Here is a 20,894-nt window from a genome sequence, read left to right as displayed (position 1 = left end):
ACGAGGTACCCAATGAGTCAAAAGAATAAGAATATTCAACCCCTGCCCGACCAAGATCGTCCGCCGACTTCTTATGCAGCGGCGGTAAAACAGGTCACTCAGGCCGGGATCGCCGCGTTTTCGGTCAAAAACCCGCACTTGATGATTGCCGGTTGTATCGTGGTGTTAGTTTTGGGGGTTCTGGCGTTATTTCAAATGCCTCGAGATCTTCTGCCTCCTTCTAAGCAACCGGCAGTCCAGATCCTGGACGTTTATTGGGGAATGCCTACCTCAAGTACGGAAACCATTCTCACCTGGAAGTTCGAACGTTATACGGGACAAGCGCCCGGTTTGATCCATCAGGAATCCAAGTCCTACCCGGGAGTGAGCGTGGTGAATAACTTCTTTGACGAAGATTCCACGTCCAGACCCGAAGCAATGGGCGCGACCGTCGGCTATATCATGTCGGTTCTACGAAGACTTCCTCCTGGAGCGATGCCTCCGATCGTACTTCCCTTCGATCCGATGGGTTCCACTCCCGTCTGCCTCGTGGCGGTGAGCGGCGATTTTAAGGTCAACGAATTGTACGACTTAGGACAGTACGACGTACGACGCGCCTTACAAGGAAGTCCGGGAACGATCGCACCGACGGTCATGGGCGGAGCGGAAAAGCAGATCATTATAGAGTTGGATCCGCTGAAGTTAAAGAGATTCGATATGTCCGCCGCGGAAGCGATGGAAAAAATCGGAAGGTTGAACACCTTCATTCCGGCGGGAGACGTTAAGATCGGAGATTTCGATTATCCGATCTATACGAATGGAGTCGCGGACACGGTCAAGGCATTCGACGACTTTCCTCTTCGCAGCCGCGAAGGCGTTTCCATATTCGTACGCGATGTAGGCGCTACCAGAGAAGCGAGTATCGTCCAGACGGAGATGGTTACTCTGAACGGAAAGGAAATCGTTTATGTTCCCGTCATGAGACAACAGGGCGCCAACACTTTGGCCGTCGTAGACGCCGCCAGAGAGGCCATGAAGACTTTGGAAAAAGAGGTCAAGGGCCTAAAGCTGAATATCGTGGCGGACACTACGATCTTTATTCGCAAGGCCGTGGAGACGGTGGGAGAAGAAGCCATGTTCGGCGGAGGTTTGGCCGCGTTGATGGTGTTTCTCTTTCTCGGAAACCCGAGAGCGACCTTTGCCACTCTTCTCTCTCTTCCCTTTTCCACCTTGTTCGTCCTCATGGGTTTGAAAGCCACGGGTTCTACGATCAATATCATGACTCTGGGCGGAATGGCACTATCGATCGGTCTACTTGTGGATAATTCCATCGTCGCGATCGAAAACATCATGCGACATTTGGCCGAGGATAAGGATCCGAACCGTGTAAGGGTTGTAGTGCGCGCCGCCCAAGAGGTGACCCCGCCCATTATCGCAGTCACTCTTTGTAACGTCGTCGTGTTATTTCCTATTCTTCTCACCAAAGGAGTGGTTAACGTTCTTTTCGGAGCGATAGCGAAGACGGTAATCCTTGCCATCACCGGATCTTTGTTATCCGAAACAGCGATCATTCCTCTTTTCGCAAGTAGATTCCTTACAGGTGAACCTCCCAAACTTCCTAGATTCTTTCAAGCGATCCAAAACATGATATCCGCTTTGACCGAAATTTACGGAAACGCTTTGGAGAAAGTCATGACCAAAACCAAAGCGGTGGTCGTCGGAATCCTCATACTCTTCGCGATCGGCGGACTTTGCCTTCCGTTTATCGGAACGGAACTGTTTCCCAGGGCCGACGCCGGAAGTTTCGTTCTTCATATGAGATTTCCTTCCGGACTAAGGATCGAGCAGACGAGCGAACAAGCGAAGTTGGTGGAAGGAAGGCTGAAGGAATGGATCAAAGGAGATCTGGAAATGGTGCTCGCCGATTCCGGTCTCTACCAAGGATTTCCCGCGGCCTTCTCCCAAAACGGAGGAACCCAGGACGTTTCCATGGTGGTGGAGTTGAAGGAACATCGTAAAAAAACCTCTCAGGAATACGCGAGAATTATCCGTGAAAAATTGCCGAAGGAATTCCCCGGCGTCGAAATCGGAATCGAGTTGGGGGGACTGCTTTCCTCTTCGCTTAACGGCGGCGCTCAAGCTCCGATCAATGTGCAGGTACGCGGTTCCAACGCAATGAAAGCGCACGATGTGGCGTTGAACCTTCTTCCGGAAATCAAAAAGATCAAAGGCGCTACGGACGTCCGTATCCTGGAAAGTTTCGATACCCCGGCCATCGAGGTAAATATCAATCGTAAGAAGGCGGATTCGCAAGGAGTCTACACGGACGAGATCGTGCAGAATATCGTGAGCGCTCTTGCCGGAAGCATCGTTTACAAGCCAACGATATGGGTGGATCCGAAAAGCGGTATCGATTATGCGTTGGGAGTCCGCTTCCCGGAAGAGAAATTCCAAACCATGAAGGATTTCGAGAATATTCCTGTTACGGGAAAATTCCAGGAGAGAGCGATTCCTCTCAATCAACTTTCCGACATCGAGCAGACCAAGGGTCCGACTATATTAAGCCGCGTTAATATGAAACGGACCGTCAACATCATGTTGGATTCCCAGGACAGGGACGTGGGGAGCGTGTCCGGCGACATCGAGAAAGTTATCAAGAAATTCAAGGTTCCGGAAGGATACAAAGTAGTCATCACCGGAGAAATAGAAAAGATGAGGGACGCGTTAGGTCAATTGGGAGGAGGATTCTTTCTCTCCGCCTTTTTGGTCTACATGATTCTGGTAGTACAATTCCGTTCCTTCATGCTTCCCGGAATCATGATGATGACCGTACCTTTGGGAATGGTGGGTATCGCGCTGATGTTCGCATTGACCGGAACCTATTATAGCCTCCAAGCGGGTATCGGAACTATCTTTCTGATCGGGATCGCGGTTTCCAACGGAGTGCTTCTCATAGAGTTCATTCTCCACATGTTGGAGCACGAAAAAATGGAACTCGATCGCGGGATCATAGAGGGAGCCAAAGCGAGGTTGAGACCGATCCTGATGACTTCTCTTGCCTCCATGCTCGGATTGACTCCGATGGCGATCGGATTCGGAAAAGGATCGGAAGCAAATATCCCCTTGGGGAGAGCCGTGATAGGAGGTCAATTTCTGGCAACATTGTTGACCTTGTTCGTATTACCTACGGTCTTCAGATATCTCTACCGCAAGTTCTATCTAAAGGAGAGCTGATTCCGACAAGATTTTTCGGGAGCAATAAAATGAAACGCAGACTCGAATCTACAATTAAGATTTTTATAATACTTTCGCTCGTTGGCGCGACTTCCCTCTATTCGGATTCGGAAACGATCCTGACCGTCGAGGACTTCATGCTCAAAGCGGAAAAAACGAGCCCGGAGGTGGCCGCAAAAATTTTCCTGGCAAAGCAGGCCGAAGAAGGGATCGGAGTGGCGAAAGCCGCTTACATGCCTACCGCTTACGCGTCCGGGATGATCACCTCCGGGTTACCGGGTTCGTTCGGGGAACCGGGCGTCATGGTTCCTAGAGGTGTGATGGTTTCCCCCTTTCACGCCGGACCTTCCGCGGGTATCTGGGGCCAATACACGCTTTATGATTGGGGCAGAAGGTCCAACGATCTGAAGTACGCCGAAAGCCAAGCGAAAGGAAGAAAGGAGGAGATCAGACTCACCCGACTCGAAGTCTTGGACACCTCCATTAGGAGTTATTACTCATGCTCCCGAAACCGGAGCATGATGGAGCTTTGGTCCGGCTTGACGGACGATCTGGACACGATACGGAGAGAAGCGCTCAGATTCGTACGTAACGGTCAGAAGTCGATCGTGGACAAATACCTAGTCGAGGCTCAGGTGGAACAGATCAAAACCCAGACGGACGACTACGAACTCAGATTGAAAAAAGGAAGAGAGGAACTAGGACTCTTAATACAGGAGGATTGGACCTCCATTTCCTGTCCGTCCATCACTTCCATCAATCTCGGAAAATTCTCGGAGACCGAAGAATCTTCCGGATCGAACCGGACGGATCCTTCTCTCGGAATCGGCGACCAGTACGATTCTTCTCCGATCGTAAGCCGCGTCAAAATGGAAGTCATAGCTGCCGAAGCCAAGTTGGATCGTTCCAAGGCGGACTTTATGCCCGAATTGAAATCATCCTATTCCGTAGGTACGTTCAAGGAGGCAAGGTTGGTACCTTATTCGAATTACTCCGCCAACCTTTCCTTCGTCGTACCGGTTTTCGAAGGACTTAAAACGGTTCGGGAAGTAAAGGCAGCCGAACACGAACTTTCCGCGAAGCGAAAGGAATTGGAAGCGGCCCGGAAGAAAGTAGCCGAGCTGAACGTGGGACTGAGCAAGACGATCGATTCCGCGACATTAAGAATCAAGCATCTCAGAAACGAAGTGGAACTGGCCAAGACCGGTTACGAAGTGGCGCGAAGTCGTTATGCGAACTACCAAGGAAACCTTGTGGATTTCAGAGAGGCGTTCCGAAACCTGTTACGGACCCAGGGGGAATTGATAGACGCCTATACCGAATATCTCACCTACACCAAGGTTCGAGACCTGGTAAACGGAAAAATATAAGGATAGATTCATGTATCATATTCGTATAAGTTCAACCTTATTCATTCTTCTGATTCTAGCTTCGATATCGAGCGGATGTATGAAAGGAGACACGCATTACACCAGCCAAAAGGATGCAAAAAAACTCCTATTCGAAACCGGAATGTTGAAATGTCTGGCATCGGGGGGACAACCTAACAATTACGGAAACGTTTCGTCCCTCGTCTCCGAAGTGATTTCCCAGAACCCCACATTGGCTCCGTCCGACGAAGGAGATCAGTATTTTAAGACTAGCGCCTTGCACGACTGCGAGGGCGCGATTCTAGCCGCGTCCATCACGAATTGCGACTTCCAGGAGTTCATGGCCGCAGATTATTTTTCGGGACATAGGATCTGCCACCTTACTCCGAGCAGGGAATTCCGTTTGGATAAAATGAATCATTGATTCGAAGCGTCGCTTCCGGAGCGGCGTCGTAGGATCCCACCCGAAACGTTAAGAAAAGAAACGGGTTGCGGAATCGCTCCGGTGGAAGATCTTTGTGTCCTCTCGGAGGAACGTATGTCTTCCCCTTTTCTGGGCGAATTTTTAGGAACGTTTGTTTTGATCCTATTAGGCAACGGAGTCGTCGCCGGAACTCTTTTGGAGCATTCCAAAGCGAAAGACAGCGGATGGATCGTAATCACCGCGGGCTGGGCATTTGCCGTTTTGATCGGAATCCTGACGGCGAATGCCTTCGGCAGTCCCGACGCACATTTAAACCCGGCGGTTACGCTCGCATTTGCGATCCAATCCGGCGATTTTTCCAAACTCGTTTCCTACACGACTGCCCAGATACTTGGAGCTTTTTTCGGCTCCGTCTTCGTAACCTTACACTACCTTCCGCATTGGAAAGAGACGAAGGATCCTCTGAGAATTTTGGCGATTTTTTCCACGGAGCCCGCGATCCGGCATAAGTTCTCCAATTTCTTCAGCGAATTCCTTGGAACCTTCGTTTTAATCTTAGGAGTGTATGCGATCTTTTCTCCGCAAATCAAGGGCCTGACTTCCCATCTCGGCGCATTTTTGGTCGGCTTGTTGGTTTGGAGCATAGGACTTTCCATGGGAGGAACCACGGGATACGCCATCAATCCCGCGCGCGATTTTGGACCGAGGCTAGCGCATTTCCTCTTACCGATTCCCGGAAAAGGATCCTCACGCTGGGAATACGCTTGGATTCCGATCTTAGCTCCGCTTTGCGGGGCTGCCCTTGCCGGAATGCTTTTAAGGACATATGTATCCCAATGACAGTAGCTCCTAAGAACGCCCTAAGATTCGTATTGATCACTCTCTTGATCGATTTTACCGGTTTCGGGATCATAGTACCCGTCATTCCGCAACTCATCGAACAACTGATAGGCGGAGACCTCAGCGAAGCTTCCGTGTACGGAGGCTGGTTGACTTTCGCCTACGCATTCACCCAATTCATTTTCGCTCCGATTCTGGGCGGATTGAGCGACCGTTTCGGACGTAGACCGGTTCTGCTCTCATCCTTATTCGGGTTAGGAGTAGATTACGTTTTTCTTGCATTTGCCCCGGATATCTGGTGGTTATTTTTAGGAAGAATCGTTTCCGGCCTGACCGGCGCGAGCTACAGCGCCGCCGGAGCATACATCGCGGACATCAGTCCTCCGGAAAAAAGATCCCAAAATTTCGGACTAATAGGAGCAGCATTCGGAGTCGGCTTCATCGTCGGCCCAGTAATCGGAGGGATCTTCAGCCAATTCGGACCGAGAGCTCCCTTTATGGTCGCCGCAGGACTTTCCTTTACCAACTGGATCTACGGTTATTTGGTACTTCCGGAATCCTTGGTCGAATCGAACCGTAGAAAATTCGAATGGAAACGGGCGAATCCGGTGGGCTCGCTAGTACAACTGAATCGACTTCCCGGAGCCAATGCAGGACTTCTTCTTGCGGTATCCCTTCTATTTATCGCAAACCATTCCTGCGAATCGACTTGGACGTACTATACGATGCAAAAATTCGCATGGGATGCGGAACAAGTGGGATACTCCCTGGGCGTAGTAGGGATCACCATCGCTTTCGTTCAGGGATTCCTACTCAGAATCGTCATACCCAAGTTCGGTCAAAAAAACACGACGTATCTGGGAATTTCCGCGGTGATCGTGGTTAGCATCCTGTTCGCGCTCGCTTCGGAAGGCTGGATGATGTACGTTTTGCTCGTTCCGTTTTCCATAGCTTTCTTGGCGACCCCTGCCATACAAGGATACGTCTCCAATCACGTTCCCGCAAACGAACAGGGAGAATTGCAAGGACTGATGGGAAGTATCATGGGCATAACGTCCATCATCGGCCCTGTATTGATGACGAACCTATTCTCCTACTTCACAAGACCGGGAGCATCCCCGTATTTTCCGGGCGCTCCCTTTATCACGAGTTCTCTTCTCGCACTTTTCAGCGGGATCATCTGCATCGTTTGTTTCCGAGAGGAAACGAAACGGACGGCTACGAAAGAAGAGATCTCAGGCGGAAATCCGGCAGAGAGTTAGAACACCGAAAACGGATTCTATTCCGATTCCTCTTCGTCCTCTTCCAAACCCAGATAGAATAGTGCCCAAAGAGTGTCGAATAAAATCTGCATCAGAAGAGCGAACCTTTCCTCCTGGTCCTCAATCGTTTTATAATCTTCTAATATAAAAGAAACGAAAGGCTCTAGGATATTCCTCTCCTCTTCGTCGGAAATCCCGTTCAGACTTTCAAGATTGAAATTTTTATCGACCGGTACTTCGTATAACGCTAGACGGGTATTCAGGATGTTGACCGCGACTTCGATCAGATCCGAATCCGCCATCGTATGAATGCCGGCATCCTTTAACCCGGCCAAGATGCCGGATATGGCCTCGTCGGTAACCGCCTCGGCTCTCTCCTCATCCTCTTCATTGTAAGCTTCCGAGATTGCGACCAAGATGGCGGTTGCTTGGTCCAGATAGTTCGATAAAACCTCGTCAAAACGTACTTCGTCCTGCTCGGTCAGTTCCCTAGCAAATCCCGTATCCAATACATCATAAAACGATTCAGGATCATCGGCCTCGCAAGCCGCAGATGCGAAGGTTCGCACCAAAAGCCAAAAAGGGGATTTTTCATGACCGATGCGCCGGATTTCTCCGGCATAACCGGCCACCGCAGCCTGCCAAGCACCCGAGGAATAAGGAGGAATTTCCATAATACGCAAAACTATGTATTTCCGTCCGCCCGTCGAGCCGGAATTCCAAGTCCCGCCCGCCGATTCCGGAATCGAACTTTCGTTAAAAATTTTGGAAGAAGAATGTTGACAGGAAAACAGGACAAAATAACTGAGAATCATCCTCAATATCAAAAATAAAAATCGCCCGGTGATTTTGAGAAAGAGAGGGAAAAAAGTGCTTGCTTTATATGAGAATGATTCTCATCTGCATTATCAAGCCGGTTTCCTGCGAAGGAAGTCGGAGGGAGTCATCCCCACAGTTCATCTCTCTGGACCCGACAGGCCCCCCTGTCGGGGATTTTTCCCGCAAATCGATCGGGCAATTTAGGAGCTAAAAGATGCGTAATGCAAATATACAGGCTTGGATCCGAGCGATCCGTATTTCCGTTTTGTTAGGCGGTATTTTTCTCTCCTGTACGCATGAAAAGAAAAACGACTCGAACATGTCCACAGCCATGCTTCTAGGAAGCATCCCCTCTGCTTCCCGAGACCAGGTCGTAGTTCGATACGCGGACCTGGCCTACGAATCCTATAATAAAAGCTACCAAGATGCAATCGCACTCCAAACGGCGGTAAATACCCTAAAAGCGACGCCGAACGCCACAAACCTAAGTGCAGCCAAAAACGCGTGGATCGTTGCTCGAGCTTCGTATCTAGTCACCGAGGCGTTTCGTTTTTCCGGGGGACCGATCGATCAGGCTAGTCTTAGCACAATCGGATGGCAGGGCTGCGGAGCAGGAACGAATTATGCGGGAGATACCACATACGATTGCCAAACCCTGCTCAACTCTTGGCCATTAGACGAAATCGCTCTAGACAATTATATCCAAAACGGAAACGACTCCACGAGCTTCGCCGCCATCCTCGCCAAGAACGGAAGCTTAACCCTAGCTTCTTCCGGAAACACGGACAGCACGACGATCGTCTTAACCGGTTGGCACGCGATAGAATATCTTCTATGGGGACAGGACAATTCCGGAAGCCCCCAAATGTACAATCAGGTGGCAGGTCTGGCGGATTCCACTTGCTTTACCGCTTCCCCCACTACCTGTAATAGCAACGGACAAGGCGGAACGAACGGGGGGACCGGGACAAACCGAGCGGCTTTTATGAAAACCGTGACCGACGCGTTAGTCGGTCATATAAAACTAGTACGTGATTCCTGGGGAACGGCCGCCTCTCCTGGAGCATACAGACAGACTTTTACCGCGGATTCCAGCGCTTCGCTTAGCAAAGTATTCAGAGGTTTGGGAAAATTCATCGCAGGAGAATGGGGAGGCGATAGACTCCAAGGGATCTATTCCCACGACCAAGAACACGAACATTCCTGCTTCAGCGACACCACCAAGGCGGACTTTTATTACGATGCCCAAGGAGTCCTCAACCTCTGGACGGGAAGCTATACTTTGATAAAGAATTCGCCCACCAGCACAGGTCCGGGACTATCCGCTCTTTTAGGCACTTTAAATCAGGGAGCCACCCAATCCCAGATCACGCAAGCGAGGGATGCGTTCTGCATTAACAATGGGGAACAATCCGCCGACCCGAACTTCGTCTCTTCTTGCCCGAGCGGATCCATCACGGGGCGCTACGATCAGATCATTATGGACGGATTCAACGGATTTCCCGGCTCGCAAAGTGCGGACTACCCGACCCTCCAAAACGTGCAAGTCCTAGTCGGAGACCGACTCAAGAAAAGTATCGTGGCGGCGGCTTCCTCTCTCGGGATTACGATCACCGACTTTAGCAATAACTGATAGGAAAACAACCCGGCCGGACCCATGCGTTCGGTCGGAAGATGAAAAAATATGAACTGTAATCGAATTCCCCTCCTCTTCCAAAAGAAAAAAGAAAATCGACCGAACCGTCGAAAAAATCGGCTCATTCTTGTTAGCTGTATCGTCCTATTCGGATTCCTACTTTCGAATTGCAACCGCAGCAAAAAGTCCGACGGAAACGAATTAGTTCTTCTTCTTGCCATGATCAACCAGGATCCGGGAGAAGCATACTCCGGAGGCTGGACCACCGTTTTCGACACCACAAGCAATGCATTTACGTTCCCCGTCGCGAACCTGCGTGATGGAGGATCCACACAATTCAACGTCGGAAACACTTTCTTCAATACGAACTGGACCCAAGAGGGAAATAGCGCATTAAGCGGAAAAGGACCCACTTTCAACGCCAGCTCCTGTCAAGCTTGTCACCAAAGATCCGGAAGAGGAGCGCCACCTAACAACGGTGCCACGCCCGCAGTCTACGGTGGCTCCTTGGACGGGGCAGTCGCTCTGCTGGTCCGACTCTCGAAAGACGGAGCGAACTCCGTTACCGGAGGACCGATTCCGACCGACAACTACGGGCTGCAACTCAATCACCAAGGAATCGCAAGTTTCACGAACCTTCATCCTAGTTCTCATACGGTTGCGGCGACCCCGGTAGAAGGACACGCTTCCGTGAGCTATTCTTCGATAGCTGCCCCGGTCTGTTCCACATGTTCCGGAACCACTTATCCGGACGGAACCGTCGTTTATCTCTCCCAACCTACGTACAGCTTTTCGGGTTGGAATTTCAACGATCCGACTTCCGCCTCCGGAGGATTTCATTTTTCTCCCAGAGTCGCTCCTCCGATTGCAGGCTTGGGATTACTGGAGGCGATTCCGGAAAGCACCGTCCTTTCTTGGGCGGATCCGAACGATTTGGACGGAGACGGTATATCAGGAAAACCGAATTATGTTTGGGATACCGCCAGCGGCCAAAAACTGTTGGGGAGATTCGGCTGGAAGGCCAACGAGCCTAGCATTGCTCAGCAAAACCAGGATGCCTTCCTGGGAGATATCGGAATCACAAGCCCTTTGAATCCTACGGACAATTGTCCTGCCGTTCAGACAATCTGCCTAGACTCGGCCAACGGAACCGGGGACCCGGAAATCGGAACCGGAGTCACGAGCGGAGTCATTTTCTGGAACCGAGTATTGGGAATCCCGGGAAGAAGATCCGTGACCGATCCACAGGTGGTCCTCGGAAAAGCGACGTTCGTATCGGTAGGTTGTGCTTCCTGTCACAAACCTTTGGTGCTCACGGGAACCGTCTCCGATTTTCCGGAAAATTCCTCCCAGTTCATCAAGCCTTATACGGACCTACTTTTACACGATATGGGATCGGGGTTGGCCGACGGAAGATCCGACTTTGACGCGACCGGCAGCGAATGGAGGACTCCTCCTCTTTGGGGAATCGGACTCGTCTCGGTTACCAACGGTCACCAACGGTTCCTGCACGACGGGCGAGCAAACGGATTGGAAGAAGCGATCCTCTGGCACGCGGGAGAGGGAGCGGGTGCCAGAAACAAATTCCAACTCCTCTCGGCTTCCGATAGAAGTAACCTCATTAAATTCCTGAATTCCCTTTAACGGCGGTAAGAATATGAAAATTTTTGAATTGATTTCACGAAAGACGTTCGGCTCGGTCCTGGTATTGGGAAGCATGACCTTGGATATCGCCTGCACTCCTCATTCCGGATCCGACTCTTCCACGATTGCGGCTTTGTTGGCTCTTCAGCCTTCTTACACGGAATTTTTGACTTATTCCGGAAATAGCCTCGTCCTCCCGGCATTCCAAAATCTGCAGACCACAACCTCTGCCTTAAAGATAGCCGCACAAGCGTATTACGCGGATCCGACGAATACCACCAAACTCGTAACTCTACAGCAGGCCTGGAAAACCGCCAGGACCTCCTTAAAGAAAGCGGAAGTCTTTTATTTTGGTCCCGCAGAAAACCCGCCAGGCTACTATTACACGAACCTGGACGGATTCGAAAAGGTCCAGAGACCGAAATGGAGTAATATCTCAGCGGTCCTCTCCAATACGACGAGTTTTCCGACCATCAATGAGGCGAACGTATTGAATTACAGTTCGATTCGTCGGGGGTTCGAAGCCTTGGAAATGTTGATTTTCAGTTCCGACGGAAACGACGCAATCGTTTCAAGCAACGCGAATATCATAGCGGCGAACAGTTCCAATTCTGGATACCAAAGAAGATTAGATTATCTGCAAGCATTGGCCTTGGTCATTTCCGACGACGCGACAGCGTTAAACTCCCAGTGGCAGTCATCTGGAGGGAATTTTCTCGGGAATTACGTCGCCGGAACCGGTTATTTCCTTTCCCAACGCGACTCTTTTAATACGTATTTGACAAAGATGGCCAACCTAACAGAGGTAATGCGAGACCAAAAAACCGCGACTCCCGCCGGACTGAGCGTAAGTTCCGCTGGAGTGGCTCGTTCCTATCAAACGGAGGCCATCTTTTCCAGAAACGCATACCAAGACCTGCTGGACAATCTCTCCGGAATGGACCTTGCCTACTCCGGAAATTCCGGGGATTCTCAGGCAAAGACGCTTTCTTCCATCGTATCGGCTCTAAACCCGACTCTTGACACGAACATCAAGAGTTCGATTTCGGATCTGAAGAGCACTTTGCAGACCAAGGTCGCCGGAAATTCGGATCTCTACGCGGACATTTCCGCGGGAAGCTCGAAGATTTCCAGCCAAGTGAGTCCTCTTTGGACGAAACTGAAAAATCTAAAAGCGTTGTTCACAGCGGACTTGCTGCCCATTTTAGGGGTTCCGGCATTGCCTTCCAACGCAGACGGGGACTAAAAATCGAATCCGACAAAGATACGATCGTAAAAGTGTTTGGATGCTCTGGAGTGCCGACATTTGAAATTCTTCTTGCCAGCTCCGACAAGTAGAGATTCAGTATCGGACCATGTACGATTCTTTACACGCTCTTTTATCTTTCACCGGTTGGACTCTTTTGCTTGGACTCGGGGTCATTCTCTTCCGAGTCTCCCAGGTCTTGGCAGGAAAAAAGAAGTCGAACGAATTCCCGGCCTGGATACAGCACGGTAGCGACTTTTATTGGAGACTAAACCGGGCACATTTGAATTGTCTGGAAAATCTTCCCGTCTTTGCCGTTCTGGTTTTTGCCGGAGCGATTTTGGATCCGGACCAAGCGATATTCGACCTGCTTGCCTGGATCGTTTTTGCAGCTAGGATCCTTCAGACTTGCGCCCATCTCAGCGGAGGAGGAGTTTGGCCGGTAAACGTACGATTTACGGGTTTTTTCCTCCAGTATGTCTCTTTCGGATCCATGCTCCTTCTTTTGCTGAAAAGCCTTCCTTAATATTAAAAAAATGATATATTTGTAGGATTCCGGTACGGTCGGCGACCCATTGTGGCATTGTTTCCGTTCCATGACGAAAAAGGACACCTGAGAAAGGTGTCCGGTGCGATTGAAAAAATCCACTTGACCGTCCTCCGATTTATGCGAATATTCTGATAAACATTTTTCCTATGGCTTCCAAGTTCGATTATCTCAGAAGGAATCTCTATGCGATGGCGGAGCTTTGCTTGGAGCAGATTCTGATCTTCGATGACGCGATCGAAAAGGAAAATCCGGACTTGGCCAAACAGATCATCGAGCGGGACGATCTGATCGATAACCTGGAAAAACAGAACGATAATCTTTCACAGAATGCGATTTTAGAAGCGATCGCGAATCGGAACCTCCTAGGAATGGACCAGGTGGACATTGAAGTCGTTCTAAAAAAAGATCCATTACGATTCGCTCTTTCGGCGATCCGGATCAACCGAAACCTGGAACGGATGGGAGACCAGATCGTAAATTGCGCCACCTGCTATCGGAGAGGGCTCTTGCCCAAGGGCTTTTTCCGCCAGGAGGAAATCCTGGACAAAATGATGTCCCGGGTTGTAACCTTAGTAGGAATGGCTGTGGAATCCCTAGTAGAGGAAAAGAATCGCTTTTACGGTTCCGTGCATACGGTGGAAGAGGAATTGAACAATCTCTGCAACGGCGCCTTTTTAAAATTCGTAATGGATTCCCGTCTGGACAAAAACCAATTCGCGGATTTGTACAGGATCATTTTGGGGATAGAACGGACGGGAGATTACGCGGTCAATATCGCAGAAGAGCTAGTTCGCCTAAACACCGGTATGGATATACGGCACCTGGCCGATCCGGTCCAAATCACGGAAAACGCCAAAACCTCTTCCCATTGAGAAAGTTTTCCTAGTTTTGAACGCGAGTGATACGGTTTTTGAATTTAGGGAATCGTTTCCCCTTGCTCCAGATAACTCGCAAGTTCCTCTTTTAATCCGTGGGGCAACTGCAATCCGGAACTTTCTATCCTTTCGTTATATTTGTTAAACGAAAATCTATGTCTGGAAGTCCCGAGGTAGGAACGCAAGGCTTCGGATCCCCATTCCAGAATTTCCTTGATGTATTCCTCGTTTTCCTCCAATTTTTCGCAATAAGGAATGAACAAGGGGCGGTTCACGGGGCGACCAATCGTCCTGTAAAACAGGAGCCTGCGTAAGACCTCGTGCTCCTTTAAGTGTCCCGATTCCAAGGCCTTCTCCACCATCCTAAGATTGATGCAATCCAGGAATTCCACCTTTAAATGCTCGTCTTTCAGACGTTTTCTAAGACTGGTTTTGATCTCCTCGGATTCGTACAGAAAATTCGGACAATACTCCGGACATTCATCCTTGTGCAGATCGCAGTAATGCAGAAGGATACAATCTATATCCGAGGAAGGTTCCACGATTCCGAAATTGATGGAACCCAAAATCTCCACCCCTGTACGAAATCCCTTGTCTTCCAATTCCTTCAACGCGATTCGGAACGCCTGCATTCTCTTCAAGGCTTCCTTCGTATCGTAATTACGATATTTGCTCTTTAACGCGATGTATTTTTCGATCAGGTACGTCATTAGAAGAGTTCTTTCAGGTAGCGGTTCATACCGAGGAGTACCACTTCCGGGATTTCGTGTCCACCAGGAAACGCCAGTAAATCCCCTTTCCAACCCGCTTCTTTTAACAAAGTTTCCAATCTCTTTGCGGCGGGATAACCTAGAACCGGATCGTTTCTTCCATGGCTTTGGAAAAAGGAAAATCCGGGAGTCGTCGCGGCCAAACCGGACCACCTGTCCCTATCTAATAAGGTCCCGGACAGGATTAGCAACCCTTTCGGTTTCTTTTCGGAACAAAGGAAAAGTTCGGTAGCGAGCATGGCTCCTTGGCTGAAGCCTCCCAAAACGATGCGGTCCATAGGAACTCCCAATCGTTCTATCATTTCCTCAGCCTTTGAGCGCGCTTCCGTCAAACCGTCCGGAGAACGATCGGAAAGATCCCTGGTTCCTCCGGCCACCATCGCCCTCTGTAACGCTTCCATGTCGATCGGAAACCAGGCTCTACCATAATAACCGGGCATAATCGGTATCTCCAGAATGCCGTTCGGAAAAAGGAAATTCGTTCCCTTGGGAACATCCAAATAAGAATAGAGGGGGAGAAGATCGTAAGCGTTGGCACCGTATCCGTGGAATAGGATCACGTACGGAGCTTCCGGATCGCCTTTTATCCAGGCAACTTGGACAGGCCCGATTTGGACCAGAGGAATCTGATCAGACATGATTCCTTTTTAGAAGAGGGCGATAAATTAGCAATAGTATAATATAGTAAGATCGACAGGAAAGAAGAACGAATGTTCAATACGACCGAACACCGTTTTCTCCTCGGAATATGCGATTGAATTTTCCTTGTCGAGAGAATAGGTTTAAGCGAAGTTAAACCAGAACAATCGTTCTACTTTCGTAAAAACAATCTAAATGAAACGTTTCCGAAGGCGGAAATAATTCTAAGTTATCAAGAGGATTCCGATGTCAAAACAATTCCAAGGCAAAGTCGCATTAGTAACCGGAGCCGCTTCCCCGAGAGGATTAGGACGGGCGATCGCAAATACGATCGCGAAAGAAGGCGGCGATATCGTCGTAGTGGATTTAAATCAGGAACATATCGTACAGGCGGCCGCCGAGATCTCGAAGGAATTCGGAGTCCAAGCTCTGGGCCTTTCCGCAAACGTGACCAAGCCGGAGGATTGCGACGCAGTGATTTCTGGCGTGAAGGATAAATTCGGCAAGTTAGACTTTCTCGTGAATAATGCGGGCGTACTCAAAGACAATCTCTTTATCCGGATGAGCGAACAGGAATTCGACTTTGTCATGGACGTGAATGCGAAAGGAGTATTTCTCATGACTAAGTCCGCCTCCAAACTTCTCTTAAAATCCTCTTCCGGAAGAATCGTAAACATATCTTCCCTCTCGGGATTGACCGGACAACCGGGACAGGCAAATTACTCCGCTTCCAAAGCGGCAGTCATCGCTCTGACCAAAGTGGCTGCGAGAGAATTCTCGGGTCGCGGAGTCCTAGTCAACGCAGTATGTCCGGGTTATGTTCAGACGGATATGACCGCTTCCTTACCGGAAGACGTGCAAAAAAAATTAACGGATCCCATGTTCATTCCTTTGAAAAGACCCGGAACCCAACAAGAAATCGCAAACGCCGTCGAATTCTTTTTATCCGACAAAGCTTCCTACATTACGGGAACGTATCTACGCGTAGACGGCGGTGCCGGAATAGGAATGTAATCCGAATCGGCAGTCGATGAAAACCTCAAAGTCGAACGTTCTTACAGGGAAAAAATGCGGATCCTGCGGATTTGAAACCGCAGAATCCGTCTCAACTTGTATCCTTTGCGGATCCGACACCTGGAAAGAATCGATTTTTAGCGGAAAAGGGAAAATTGATACCTACACGGTGGTGCAAGTCGGCTTCGGTCATCTTGCATCCAAAGCGCCTTACGTTCTTGTGGTCGTAGATCTACAGGAAGGAGCCAAAGCTTTAGGGATCCTAGAGGGGGAATTCGAAGGCAGACCGATAACAGAATCCGTACGTATCGATTTACCCGTGCAATTCGACAGGTTAGAGGAAAAAACAGGGCCCATCTTTAAGCCGGACGTTTCTGTGACAAAAAATTCCTTTGCTTCCGAATCAGAACGAGGAAAGATGGAATCCTGAAAAAGGAGAGATCCATGAAAAAAAGGGCTCTAGTAATTTCCGCCTCGGCCTCCATCTTTGCCTTGGCTTTGGTTTTGAACTGTGGTGATAAGAATGAATCCAAAAAAGAAGCAGCCGCTCCGACTACCGCAAGCGCTGCTCCGGCTTTAACCCCGGAATTGGAACAAGGAAAGGAAATCTTTGTCGCGAATTGCGCATCCTGTCATGGAGAAAAGGGAGCTGGAGACGGCCTTGCTGCGGCAAACCTGAATCCGAAACCTCGCAATTATAAAGCTCCAAGCAAAGAGTGGAAAAACGGTTCTACCGAAGCAGGCATTCTAAAAACGTTAAATAACGGAATCCCCGGCGGTACTATGGTTGCGTTCAAATATCTCGGCGACGAAAAACTCAAATTAGTCGCAAAATACGTAATCTACCTCTCTCAAAACTGATCGGGAGACGGGCGGGGCAATCCCGCCCTTTTCTTTTCTCCGGAGGGCTTTTCTTCTGGAACTTTTCCCCCCCTGATCGATTCTGGAACGGTGAACGGATTGCAAACTCCCCGCTGCCAGTCTTGCGGAACGGACAGAAATTCCTCCCTGACGAAAGTGATCAAAACTTATTCGAATTCGGCCTGGTTCCTCATCCTTTTCGGGATTTCCTCTAAACCGAAAGAGGTCCGCTTTCAATGCACCAAATGCGGCGAAATTTTCGATCAACTCTCTCCTCAGGAGTTAGAACACTATACCTGATTCTGGGCGGCAAAATGGCAGCCCGAACTTCCAAAAGCCGATGAAACGGGGTTGACTGTCGCTTGTGGAGAAGGTCTTTGTGATAAATAAGGCGTATGTCTGACGAATTCAAAATAACCGTGGACTTAGAGCCGTCCGTACCGGTTTTGCATATCTCCGGTGAAATCACTTCCGAAGCGGATGAAGATATTCTCGCTAAATATCATTCAATTCCCGAAATACGCAGAAATAGAGTGATCCTAAATTTCCACGGCACTTCTTATATCAATTCCGCCGGTTTGGCGACTCTGATCAGCTTGATCACAAAAGCCTCGGAATCCTCAGCTAAGATCGAATTCGCGGGGTTAAACGATCATTTTCGTAAAGTCATGGATATCGTCGGATTAACCGATTTCGTACTGATCCATAACACTTTGCAGGAAGCCTTAGGATAACGTTCGCGATAAATCCGGCGGAAAATCTTCCGTCGAACAAGGCATTCATTTTTTCTTAAATTCTAAATCCATCCCTTGGCCCGAAAATCGGCGATCACCGATTCAAGGTCCTTAGGAGTGTCCACGCTTAACGCAGCTTGCTTTGCGACATAGACTCCGATGGAATGACCCGCTTCCATAGCCCTCAACTGTTCCAGAGATTCGGATTCCTCCAAAGGACTCGCGGGCAGATCAGGATATCCCGTTAAAAAATCCCGATCATATGCATAAATCCCCAGATGGCGATATGCGGGAACCGTCTTCTTAAATTGGCTGGGAATCCTGGAGCGGGAAAAATAAAGCGCGCGACCGGATCGATCCATTACGACTTTTACTCGGTTCGGATCTCCGATCTCGGACTCCTCCAAAGGGACCGCGGCAGTCGTCATTTCCCAATTTTTCCGCTCTATTTTGAGCTTCGCGACTCCGTCGATCAGACCCGATTCGATTCCCGGCTCGTCTCCCTGGATATTGACGACGACTCCGAAATCCGGGAATCTTCCCGCCACTTCCCGGATTCGATCCGTACCGGAAGGATGGTCGGTCGCGGTCATGACCGCGTTTCCTCCGTTATCCAAAACGGTCATGAGGATCCGCTCGTCGTCGGTGGCGACGACGAGCTCGTCTATAAGAGACGACTTTAAGGAATTCTTATATGTCCAAAGGATCATCGGAATATCTCCGATGAGAGCCAAAGGTTTTCCGGGAAACCTGGAACTCCCGAACCTTGCAGGTATGACTCCTAAAACCTTGGGGGAAGACATCAGTTGACGATAAATTCCGTGAAATATACTTCCTGGATCTTACCCTCCGAGAGTATGTGGTTGATCTGCGCCTTGATTTCTTCCCGCAAATCAAGCTGGTCCTCCACATCTATCAGATCGTCTTTGGTCTTCCTTCCTACGATAAGATTGACCAAATCCCGCATCTGAGCGATCCGTTCCGCCAATTCGTTCGTGATCTTCGTATCATCCTTTGCGACGCCGAACGACAGTTTCATTTTTACGAAGTGGGTTTCTCCCTTATCGGCGGTGTTGATCCGGAATTCCTCCTGAAAGGCAAACGTTACCAGAGGAGGAGGAGGTTTGACCAACGAGACGTTCTTCATTTCGCGGAACGTACTAGTAGCGGCCTGTTTTGCCACGAACATGGATACGAGTACGACAATGATAATACCGAACACAGCTCCGGCGATGTAGATCAGCCATTTTATAAGCGGAGAAGAGCCGGCTCCGGCGTCCGCGGCGGGGACGCCGCCTTCTTCTTCGTCTATTTCGGGATCACCCATGGGTCACCTCTCCTTTTTCTCTTTTAAAATCCGCTTTCTGTGGAAGTTTCGGAGCCCGGTACCCGACTCTTCGGCAATCCGTAATTAGATTCGTGCGGTCCACGCTTCGTGGATTTTTCCGTTAAAATTACGATGTCTATCCTTCGATTAAAGGCTTTCGCCTCCGGAGTTCCTTCGTATTCCAAGGCCAAAGGACGATAGGATCCGAAACTGACAGCCTGCAACCAACTCGGATCCAATCTGCCGACTCCGACCATATAGTCCGTGGAATTGATGGCCCTGGCTCCCGCCAGATCCCAATTGTTCAGGTAGGCCCTTTCCTCACGGTTCGGATTCGCACCAGGGACGACGGCATCCGCGTCGCAATGTCCTTCCACTCTCACAAAGCGTTCCAGGTCCTTGATCAGACCGCTGGCCTTTTTTAACGTGGATTTGATCGGTTCGTTTAGGATCGCGGAACCTGGACCGAAATAATCCGCCCCCACTAAACTGATCACCAGTCCTCTCTCGTCTTCCGTCACACGTACTTTTCCGGCTTCGATTTCCGGTTTAAACAATTCGGTCGCGGTCTTCTTGGACTTGGAAAGCGCTTTTCCCGTAGTCATGGAAGGGAGGCTTTCTATATTCATTCCCATCTCTTCCAACTTGCCCTTGGAAAGGGTCTGGCCTCCGTCAAAAAAACCCGTCGTCGTTTTGAACGCGGAAAGTATGATCTGCATTTCGATCGCGTTCGTCTTACCGGTCTTATACAACATGATGAAAAAGCATAATAGCAGAGTCACCATGTCCCCGTAGGTAAGCATGTATTCGGGGATATTCTGAATGCATTCCGGACATTTTTGCTGCGCCATAGAATTTCCAACCTGAGAAGGGGTTTACCGCGAGGATCAATCCCCTTCGTCTTTCAACACTCCCCTTTCCGACGGAGGCAGGAAGCTCGCCAGTTTGTCCTTTACGATCCTGGGGTTGTCTCCCGACTGAATGGAAAGAGTTCCTTCTATCATGATTTGTTTAATTAACAATTCGTCTTCCGATTTACGGATCAATTTTTTCATGATGGGAATCGCGAACATGTTGGCTCCCATCGATCCGTAAAGAGTGGTGATCAAGGCAGCCGCCATCCCCGTTCCGATCGCGCTCGGATCTCCGGATCCGAGGTTCTTAAGCATCTGCACCAATCCGATCAAGGTTCCGATCATCCCGAAAGCCGGAGCCAATGCGCCCCAGTTTTCCCACCAGGCCTTTCCTTGCGAGTGACGGGAGGCGATGTTTCCCATTTCGGTTTCCATAATATTTCGGACGAGTTCCGGGTCTGTCCCGTCTACCACCAGAGTGATTCCTTTCCTAAGAAACTCCTCCGGAAGTTCGTTCACATCGTCTTCCAAAGCGAGGAGACCTTCTCGTCTCGCCTTTTCGGAAAAGGATACGAGCGTTTTGATCAATTCTACTAGGTCGCTTTTTTCCTCGCGAAACGCCTTACGGGTGATTTTTCCCACATCTAAGGTCGATTGCCAGGGAACAGCCATAATCGTACAGGCTGTCGCACCCCCGAACGTGATCAAAACGGAAGGTATGTCCACAATATCTATCGGGTTCAACCCGGCGGAAAGAATTCCGAAGGCGACAACGACTAATGCGGAACCGAGGCCTATGATCGATGCTATATCCAT

Annotated in this window: 22 protein-coding genes; 15 read left to right on the top strand and 7 right to left on the bottom strand. The window is 49.7% G+C overall.

Annotation, left to right across the window (positions count from 1 at the left end):
- Positions 1 to 12: 12 nt before the first annotated feature.
- The 5 genes from EHO60_RS07535 to EHO60_RS07515 all read left to right on the top strand — a co-directional run bounded on the left by EHO60_RS07535 (position 13) and on the right by EHO60_RS07515 (position 7,109).
- Positions 13 to 3,213, top strand: a complete 3,201-nt coding sequence (locus EHO60_RS07535) for an efflux RND transporter permease subunit (protein ID WP_135767517.1) — start codon at positions 13 to 15, stop codon at positions 3,211 to 3,213.
- A gap of 29 nt (positions 3,214 to 3,242) precedes the next feature.
- The gene (locus EHO60_RS07530) at positions 3,243 to 4,583 is read left to right on the top strand and encodes a TolC family protein (RefSeq protein WP_135767516.1); all 1,341 of its coding nucleotides are present in this window, start codon (positions 3,243 to 3,245) and stop codon (positions 4,581 to 4,583) included.
- Between the two features lie 79 nt (positions 4,584 to 4,662).
- Positions 4,663 to 5,007 (top strand): hypothetical protein, encoded by a 345-nt coding sequence (locus EHO60_RS07525; protein ID WP_135767515.1) that lies wholly within the window; start codon positions 4,663 to 4,665, stop codon positions 5,005 to 5,007.
- Positions 5,008 to 5,121: 114 nt separating this feature from the next.
- The gene (locus EHO60_RS07520; RefSeq protein WP_135767514.1) at positions 5,122 to 5,847 is read left to right on the top strand and encodes an MIP/aquaporin family protein; all 726 of its coding nucleotides are present in this window, start codon (positions 5,122 to 5,124) and stop codon (positions 5,845 to 5,847) included.
- Positions 5,844 to 7,109, top strand: coding sequence for a TCR/Tet family MFS transporter (locus EHO60_RS07515; protein WP_135767513.1), 1,266 nt, complete (start codon positions 5,844 to 5,846; stop codon positions 7,107 to 7,109). Before EHO60_RS07520 ends, EHO60_RS07515 begins: the two co-directional genes overlap by 4 nt.
- Before the next feature lie 17 nt (positions 7,110 to 7,126).
- On the opposite strand, the gene EHO60_RS07510 is transcribed toward EHO60_RS07515, so the two are convergent.
- Complete coding sequence (locus tag EHO60_RS07510; RefSeq protein ID WP_135767993.1) at positions 7,127 to 7,783, bottom strand: hypothetical protein; 657 nt, start codon at positions 7,781 to 7,783, stop codon at positions 7,127 to 7,129.
- 359 nt (positions 7,784 to 8,142) lie between these two features.
- On the opposite strand from EHO60_RS07510, the gene EHO60_RS07505 reads away from it, so the two are divergent.
- The 5 genes from EHO60_RS07505 to EHO60_RS07485 all read left to right on the top strand — a co-directional run bounded on the left by EHO60_RS07505 (position 8,143) and on the right by EHO60_RS07485 (position 13,876).
- Positions 8,143 to 9,561, top strand: a complete 1,419-nt coding sequence (locus tag EHO60_RS07505) for an imelysin family protein (protein WP_135767512.1) — start codon at positions 8,143 to 8,145, stop codon at positions 9,559 to 9,561.
- A 51-nt stretch (positions 9,562 to 9,612) separates the two neighbouring features.
- Entirely contained in the window at positions 9,613 to 11,208 is a 1,596-nt protein-coding gene (locus EHO60_RS07500) for a di-heme oxidoreductase family protein (RefSeq protein ID WP_135767511.1), read from the top strand.
- Positions 11,209 to 11,221: 13 nt separating this feature from the next.
- Positions 11,222 to 12,454 carry an imelysin family protein gene (locus EHO60_RS07495; protein ID WP_135767510.1) on the top strand — a complete coding sequence of 411 codons (1,233 nt, stop codon included), beginning with the start codon at positions 11,222 to 11,224 and terminating at the stop codon, positions 12,452 to 12,454.
- A 109-nt stretch (positions 12,455 to 12,563) separates the two neighbouring features.
- Positions 12,564 to 12,980 carry an MAPEG family protein gene (locus EHO60_RS07490; RefSeq protein ID WP_135767509.1) on the top strand — a complete coding sequence of 139 codons (417 nt, stop codon included), beginning with the start codon at positions 12,564 to 12,566 and terminating at the stop codon, positions 12,978 to 12,980.
- 170 nt (positions 12,981 to 13,150) lie between these two features.
- Positions 13,151 to 13,876 carry a phosphate signaling complex PhoU family protein gene (locus EHO60_RS07485; protein ID WP_135767508.1) on the top strand — a complete coding sequence of 242 codons (726 nt, stop codon included), beginning with the start codon at positions 13,151 to 13,153 and terminating at the stop codon, positions 13,874 to 13,876.
- Between the two features lie 44 nt (positions 13,877 to 13,920).
- On the opposite strand, the gene EHO60_RS07480 is transcribed toward EHO60_RS07485, so the two are convergent.
- Positions 13,921 to 14,589 (bottom strand): hypothetical protein, encoded by a 669-nt coding sequence (locus EHO60_RS07480; RefSeq protein ID WP_135767507.1) that lies wholly within the window; start codon positions 14,587 to 14,589, stop codon positions 13,921 to 13,923.
- On the bottom strand, positions 14,589 to 15,287 hold the full coding sequence (locus EHO60_RS07475) for an alpha/beta hydrolase (RefSeq protein WP_135767506.1): 699 nt from the start codon (positions 15,285 to 15,287) through the stop codon (positions 14,589 to 14,591). The genes EHO60_RS07480 and EHO60_RS07475 overlap by 1 nt, the downstream gene beginning before the upstream one ends.
- Positions 15,288 to 15,534: 247 nt before the next feature.
- Here EHO60_RS07475 and EHO60_RS07470 point away from each other — a divergent pair, with 247 nt between their 5' ends.
- From EHO60_RS07470 to EHO60_RS07450, 5 genes are all read left to right on the top strand, one after another.
- Complete coding sequence (locus EHO60_RS07470) at positions 15,535 to 16,302, top strand: glucose 1-dehydrogenase (protein WP_135767505.1); 768 nt, start codon at positions 15,535 to 15,537, stop codon at positions 16,300 to 16,302.
- A gap of 16 nt (positions 16,303 to 16,318) precedes the next feature.
- Positions 16,319 to 16,732, top strand: a complete 414-nt coding sequence (locus EHO60_RS07465; protein WP_135767504.1) for a Zn-ribbon domain-containing OB-fold protein — start codon at positions 16,319 to 16,321, stop codon at positions 16,730 to 16,732.
- A gap of 14 nt (positions 16,733 to 16,746) precedes the next feature.
- Positions 16,747 to 17,163, top strand: coding sequence for a c-type cytochrome (locus EHO60_RS07460; RefSeq protein WP_135767503.1), 417 nt, complete (start codon positions 16,747 to 16,749; stop codon positions 17,161 to 17,163).
- A 90-nt stretch (positions 17,164 to 17,253) separates the two neighbouring features.
- Positions 17,254 to 17,463 (top strand): hypothetical protein, encoded by a 210-nt coding sequence (locus EHO60_RS17245; RefSeq protein WP_135767502.1) that lies wholly within the window; start codon positions 17,254 to 17,256, stop codon positions 17,461 to 17,463.
- Between the two features lie 95 nt (positions 17,464 to 17,558).
- Positions 17,559 to 17,897: an STAS domain-containing protein gene (locus EHO60_RS07450; protein ID WP_135767501.1), complete on the top strand. Its 339-nt coding sequence runs from the start codon at positions 17,559 to 17,561 to the stop codon at positions 17,895 to 17,897.
- Positions 17,898 to 17,959: 62 nt separating this feature from the next.
- On the opposite strand, the gene kdsB is transcribed toward EHO60_RS07450, so the two are convergent.
- Genes kdsB through EHO60_RS07430 form a run of 4 tightly spaced genes read right to left on the bottom strand, consistent with a single transcriptional unit; the run spans position 17,960 to position 20,894 of the window.
- The gene (gene kdsB / locus EHO60_RS07445; protein ID WP_135767500.1) at positions 17,960 to 18,700 is read right to left on the bottom strand and encodes a 3-deoxy-manno-octulosonate cytidylyltransferase; all 741 of its coding nucleotides are present in this window, start codon (positions 18,698 to 18,700) and stop codon (positions 17,960 to 17,962) included.
- Positions 18,700 to 19,224, bottom strand: a complete 525-nt coding sequence (locus tag EHO60_RS07440) for a flagellar basal body-associated FliL family protein (RefSeq protein WP_135767499.1) — start codon at positions 19,222 to 19,224, stop codon at positions 18,700 to 18,702. The genes kdsB and EHO60_RS07440 overlap by 1 nt, the downstream gene beginning before the upstream one ends.
- A gap of 23 nt (positions 19,225 to 19,247) precedes the next feature.
- Positions 19,248 to 20,075, bottom strand: coding sequence for a flagellar motor protein MotB (gene motB, locus EHO60_RS07435; RefSeq protein WP_135767498.1), 828 nt, complete (start codon positions 20,073 to 20,075; stop codon positions 19,248 to 19,250).
- Between the two features lie 36 nt (positions 20,076 to 20,111).
- Positions 20,112 to 20,894 (bottom strand): motility protein A, encoded by a 783-nt coding sequence (locus EHO60_RS07430; RefSeq protein ID WP_135767497.1) that lies wholly within the window; start codon positions 20,892 to 20,894, stop codon positions 20,112 to 20,114.

The organism is Leptospira fletcheri, from assembly GCF_004769195.1.
Classification (GTDB): domain Bacteria; phylum Spirochaetota; class Leptospiria; order Leptospirales; family Leptospiraceae; genus Leptospira_B; species Leptospira_B fletcheri.
This window is presented reverse-complemented; position numbering and strand designations above follow the sequence as displayed.

Excerpts from the sequence above, each read along its gene's own strand:
- EHO60_RS07500 (WP_135767511.1), top strand. The coding sequence starts at position 9,613 with ATGAACTGTAATCGAATTCCCCTCCTCTTCCAAAAGAAAAAAGAAAAT.
- EHO60_RS07485 (WP_135767508.1), top strand. The coding sequence starts at position 13,151 with ATGGCTTCCAAGTTCGATTATCTCAGAAGGAATCTCTATGCGATGGCG.
- EHO60_RS07495 (WP_135767510.1), top strand. The coding sequence starts at position 11,222 with ATGAAAATTTTTGAATTGATTTCACGAAAGACGTTCGGCTCGGTCCTG.
- EHO60_RS07525 (WP_135767515.1), top strand. The coding sequence starts at position 4,663 with ATGAAAGGAGACACGCATTACACCAGCCAAAAGGATGCAAAAAAACTC.
- EHO60_RS07440 (WP_135767499.1), bottom strand. The coding sequence starts at position 19,224 with ATGGGTGATCCCGAAATAGACGAAGAAGAAGGCGGCGTCCCCGCCGCG.
- kdsB (WP_135767500.1), bottom strand. The coding sequence starts at position 18,700 with ATGTCTTCCCCCAAGGTTTTAGGAGTCATACCTGCAAGGTTCGGGAGT.
- EHO60_RS07535 (WP_135767517.1), top strand. The coding sequence starts at position 13 with ATGAGTCAAAAGAATAAGAATATTCAACCCCTGCCCGACCAAGATCGT.
- EHO60_RS07505 (WP_135767512.1), top strand. The coding sequence starts at position 8,143 with ATGCGTAATGCAAATATACAGGCTTGGATCCGAGCGATCCGTATTTCC.
- EHO60_RS07480 (WP_135767507.1), bottom strand. The coding sequence starts at position 14,589 with ATGACGTACCTGATCGAAAAATACATCGCGTTAAAGAGCAAATATCGT.
- EHO60_RS07450 (WP_135767501.1), top strand. The coding sequence starts at position 17,559 with ATGTCTGACGAATTCAAAATAACCGTGGACTTAGAGCCGTCCGTACCG.
- EHO60_RS07510 (WP_135767993.1), bottom strand. The coding sequence starts at position 7,783 with ATGGAAATTCCTCCTTATTCCTCGGGTGCTTGGCAGGCTGCGGTGGCC.
- EHO60_RS07430 (WP_135767497.1), bottom strand. The coding sequence starts at position 20,894 with ATGGATATAGCATCGATCATAGGCCTCGGTTCCGCATTAGTCGTTGTC.
- motB (WP_135767498.1), bottom strand. The coding sequence starts at position 20,075 with ATGGCGCAGCAAAAATGTCCGGAATGCATTCAGAATATCCCCGAATAC.
- EHO60_RS07470 (WP_135767505.1), top strand. The coding sequence starts at position 15,535 with ATGTCAAAACAATTCCAAGGCAAAGTCGCATTAGTAACCGGAGCCGCT.
- EHO60_RS07475 (WP_135767506.1), bottom strand. The coding sequence starts at position 15,287 with ATGTCTGATCAGATTCCTCTGGTCCAAATCGGGCCTGTCCAAGTTGCC.
- EHO60_RS07490 (WP_135767509.1), top strand. The coding sequence starts at position 12,564 with ATGTACGATTCTTTACACGCTCTTTTATCTTTCACCGGTTGGACTCTT.
- EHO60_RS07520 (WP_135767514.1), top strand. The coding sequence starts at position 5,122 with ATGTCTTCCCCTTTTCTGGGCGAATTTTTAGGAACGTTTGTTTTGATC.
- EHO60_RS07465 (WP_135767504.1), top strand. The coding sequence starts at position 16,319 with ATGAAAACCTCAAAGTCGAACGTTCTTACAGGGAAAAAATGCGGATCC.
- EHO60_RS07515 (WP_135767513.1), top strand. The coding sequence starts at position 5,844 with ATGACAGTAGCTCCTAAGAACGCCCTAAGATTCGTATTGATCACTCTC.
- EHO60_RS07530 (WP_135767516.1), top strand. The coding sequence starts at position 3,243 with ATGAAACGCAGACTCGAATCTACAATTAAGATTTTTATAATACTTTCG.
- EHO60_RS07460 (WP_135767503.1), top strand. The coding sequence starts at position 16,747 with ATGAAAAAAAGGGCTCTAGTAATTTCCGCCTCGGCCTCCATCTTTGCC.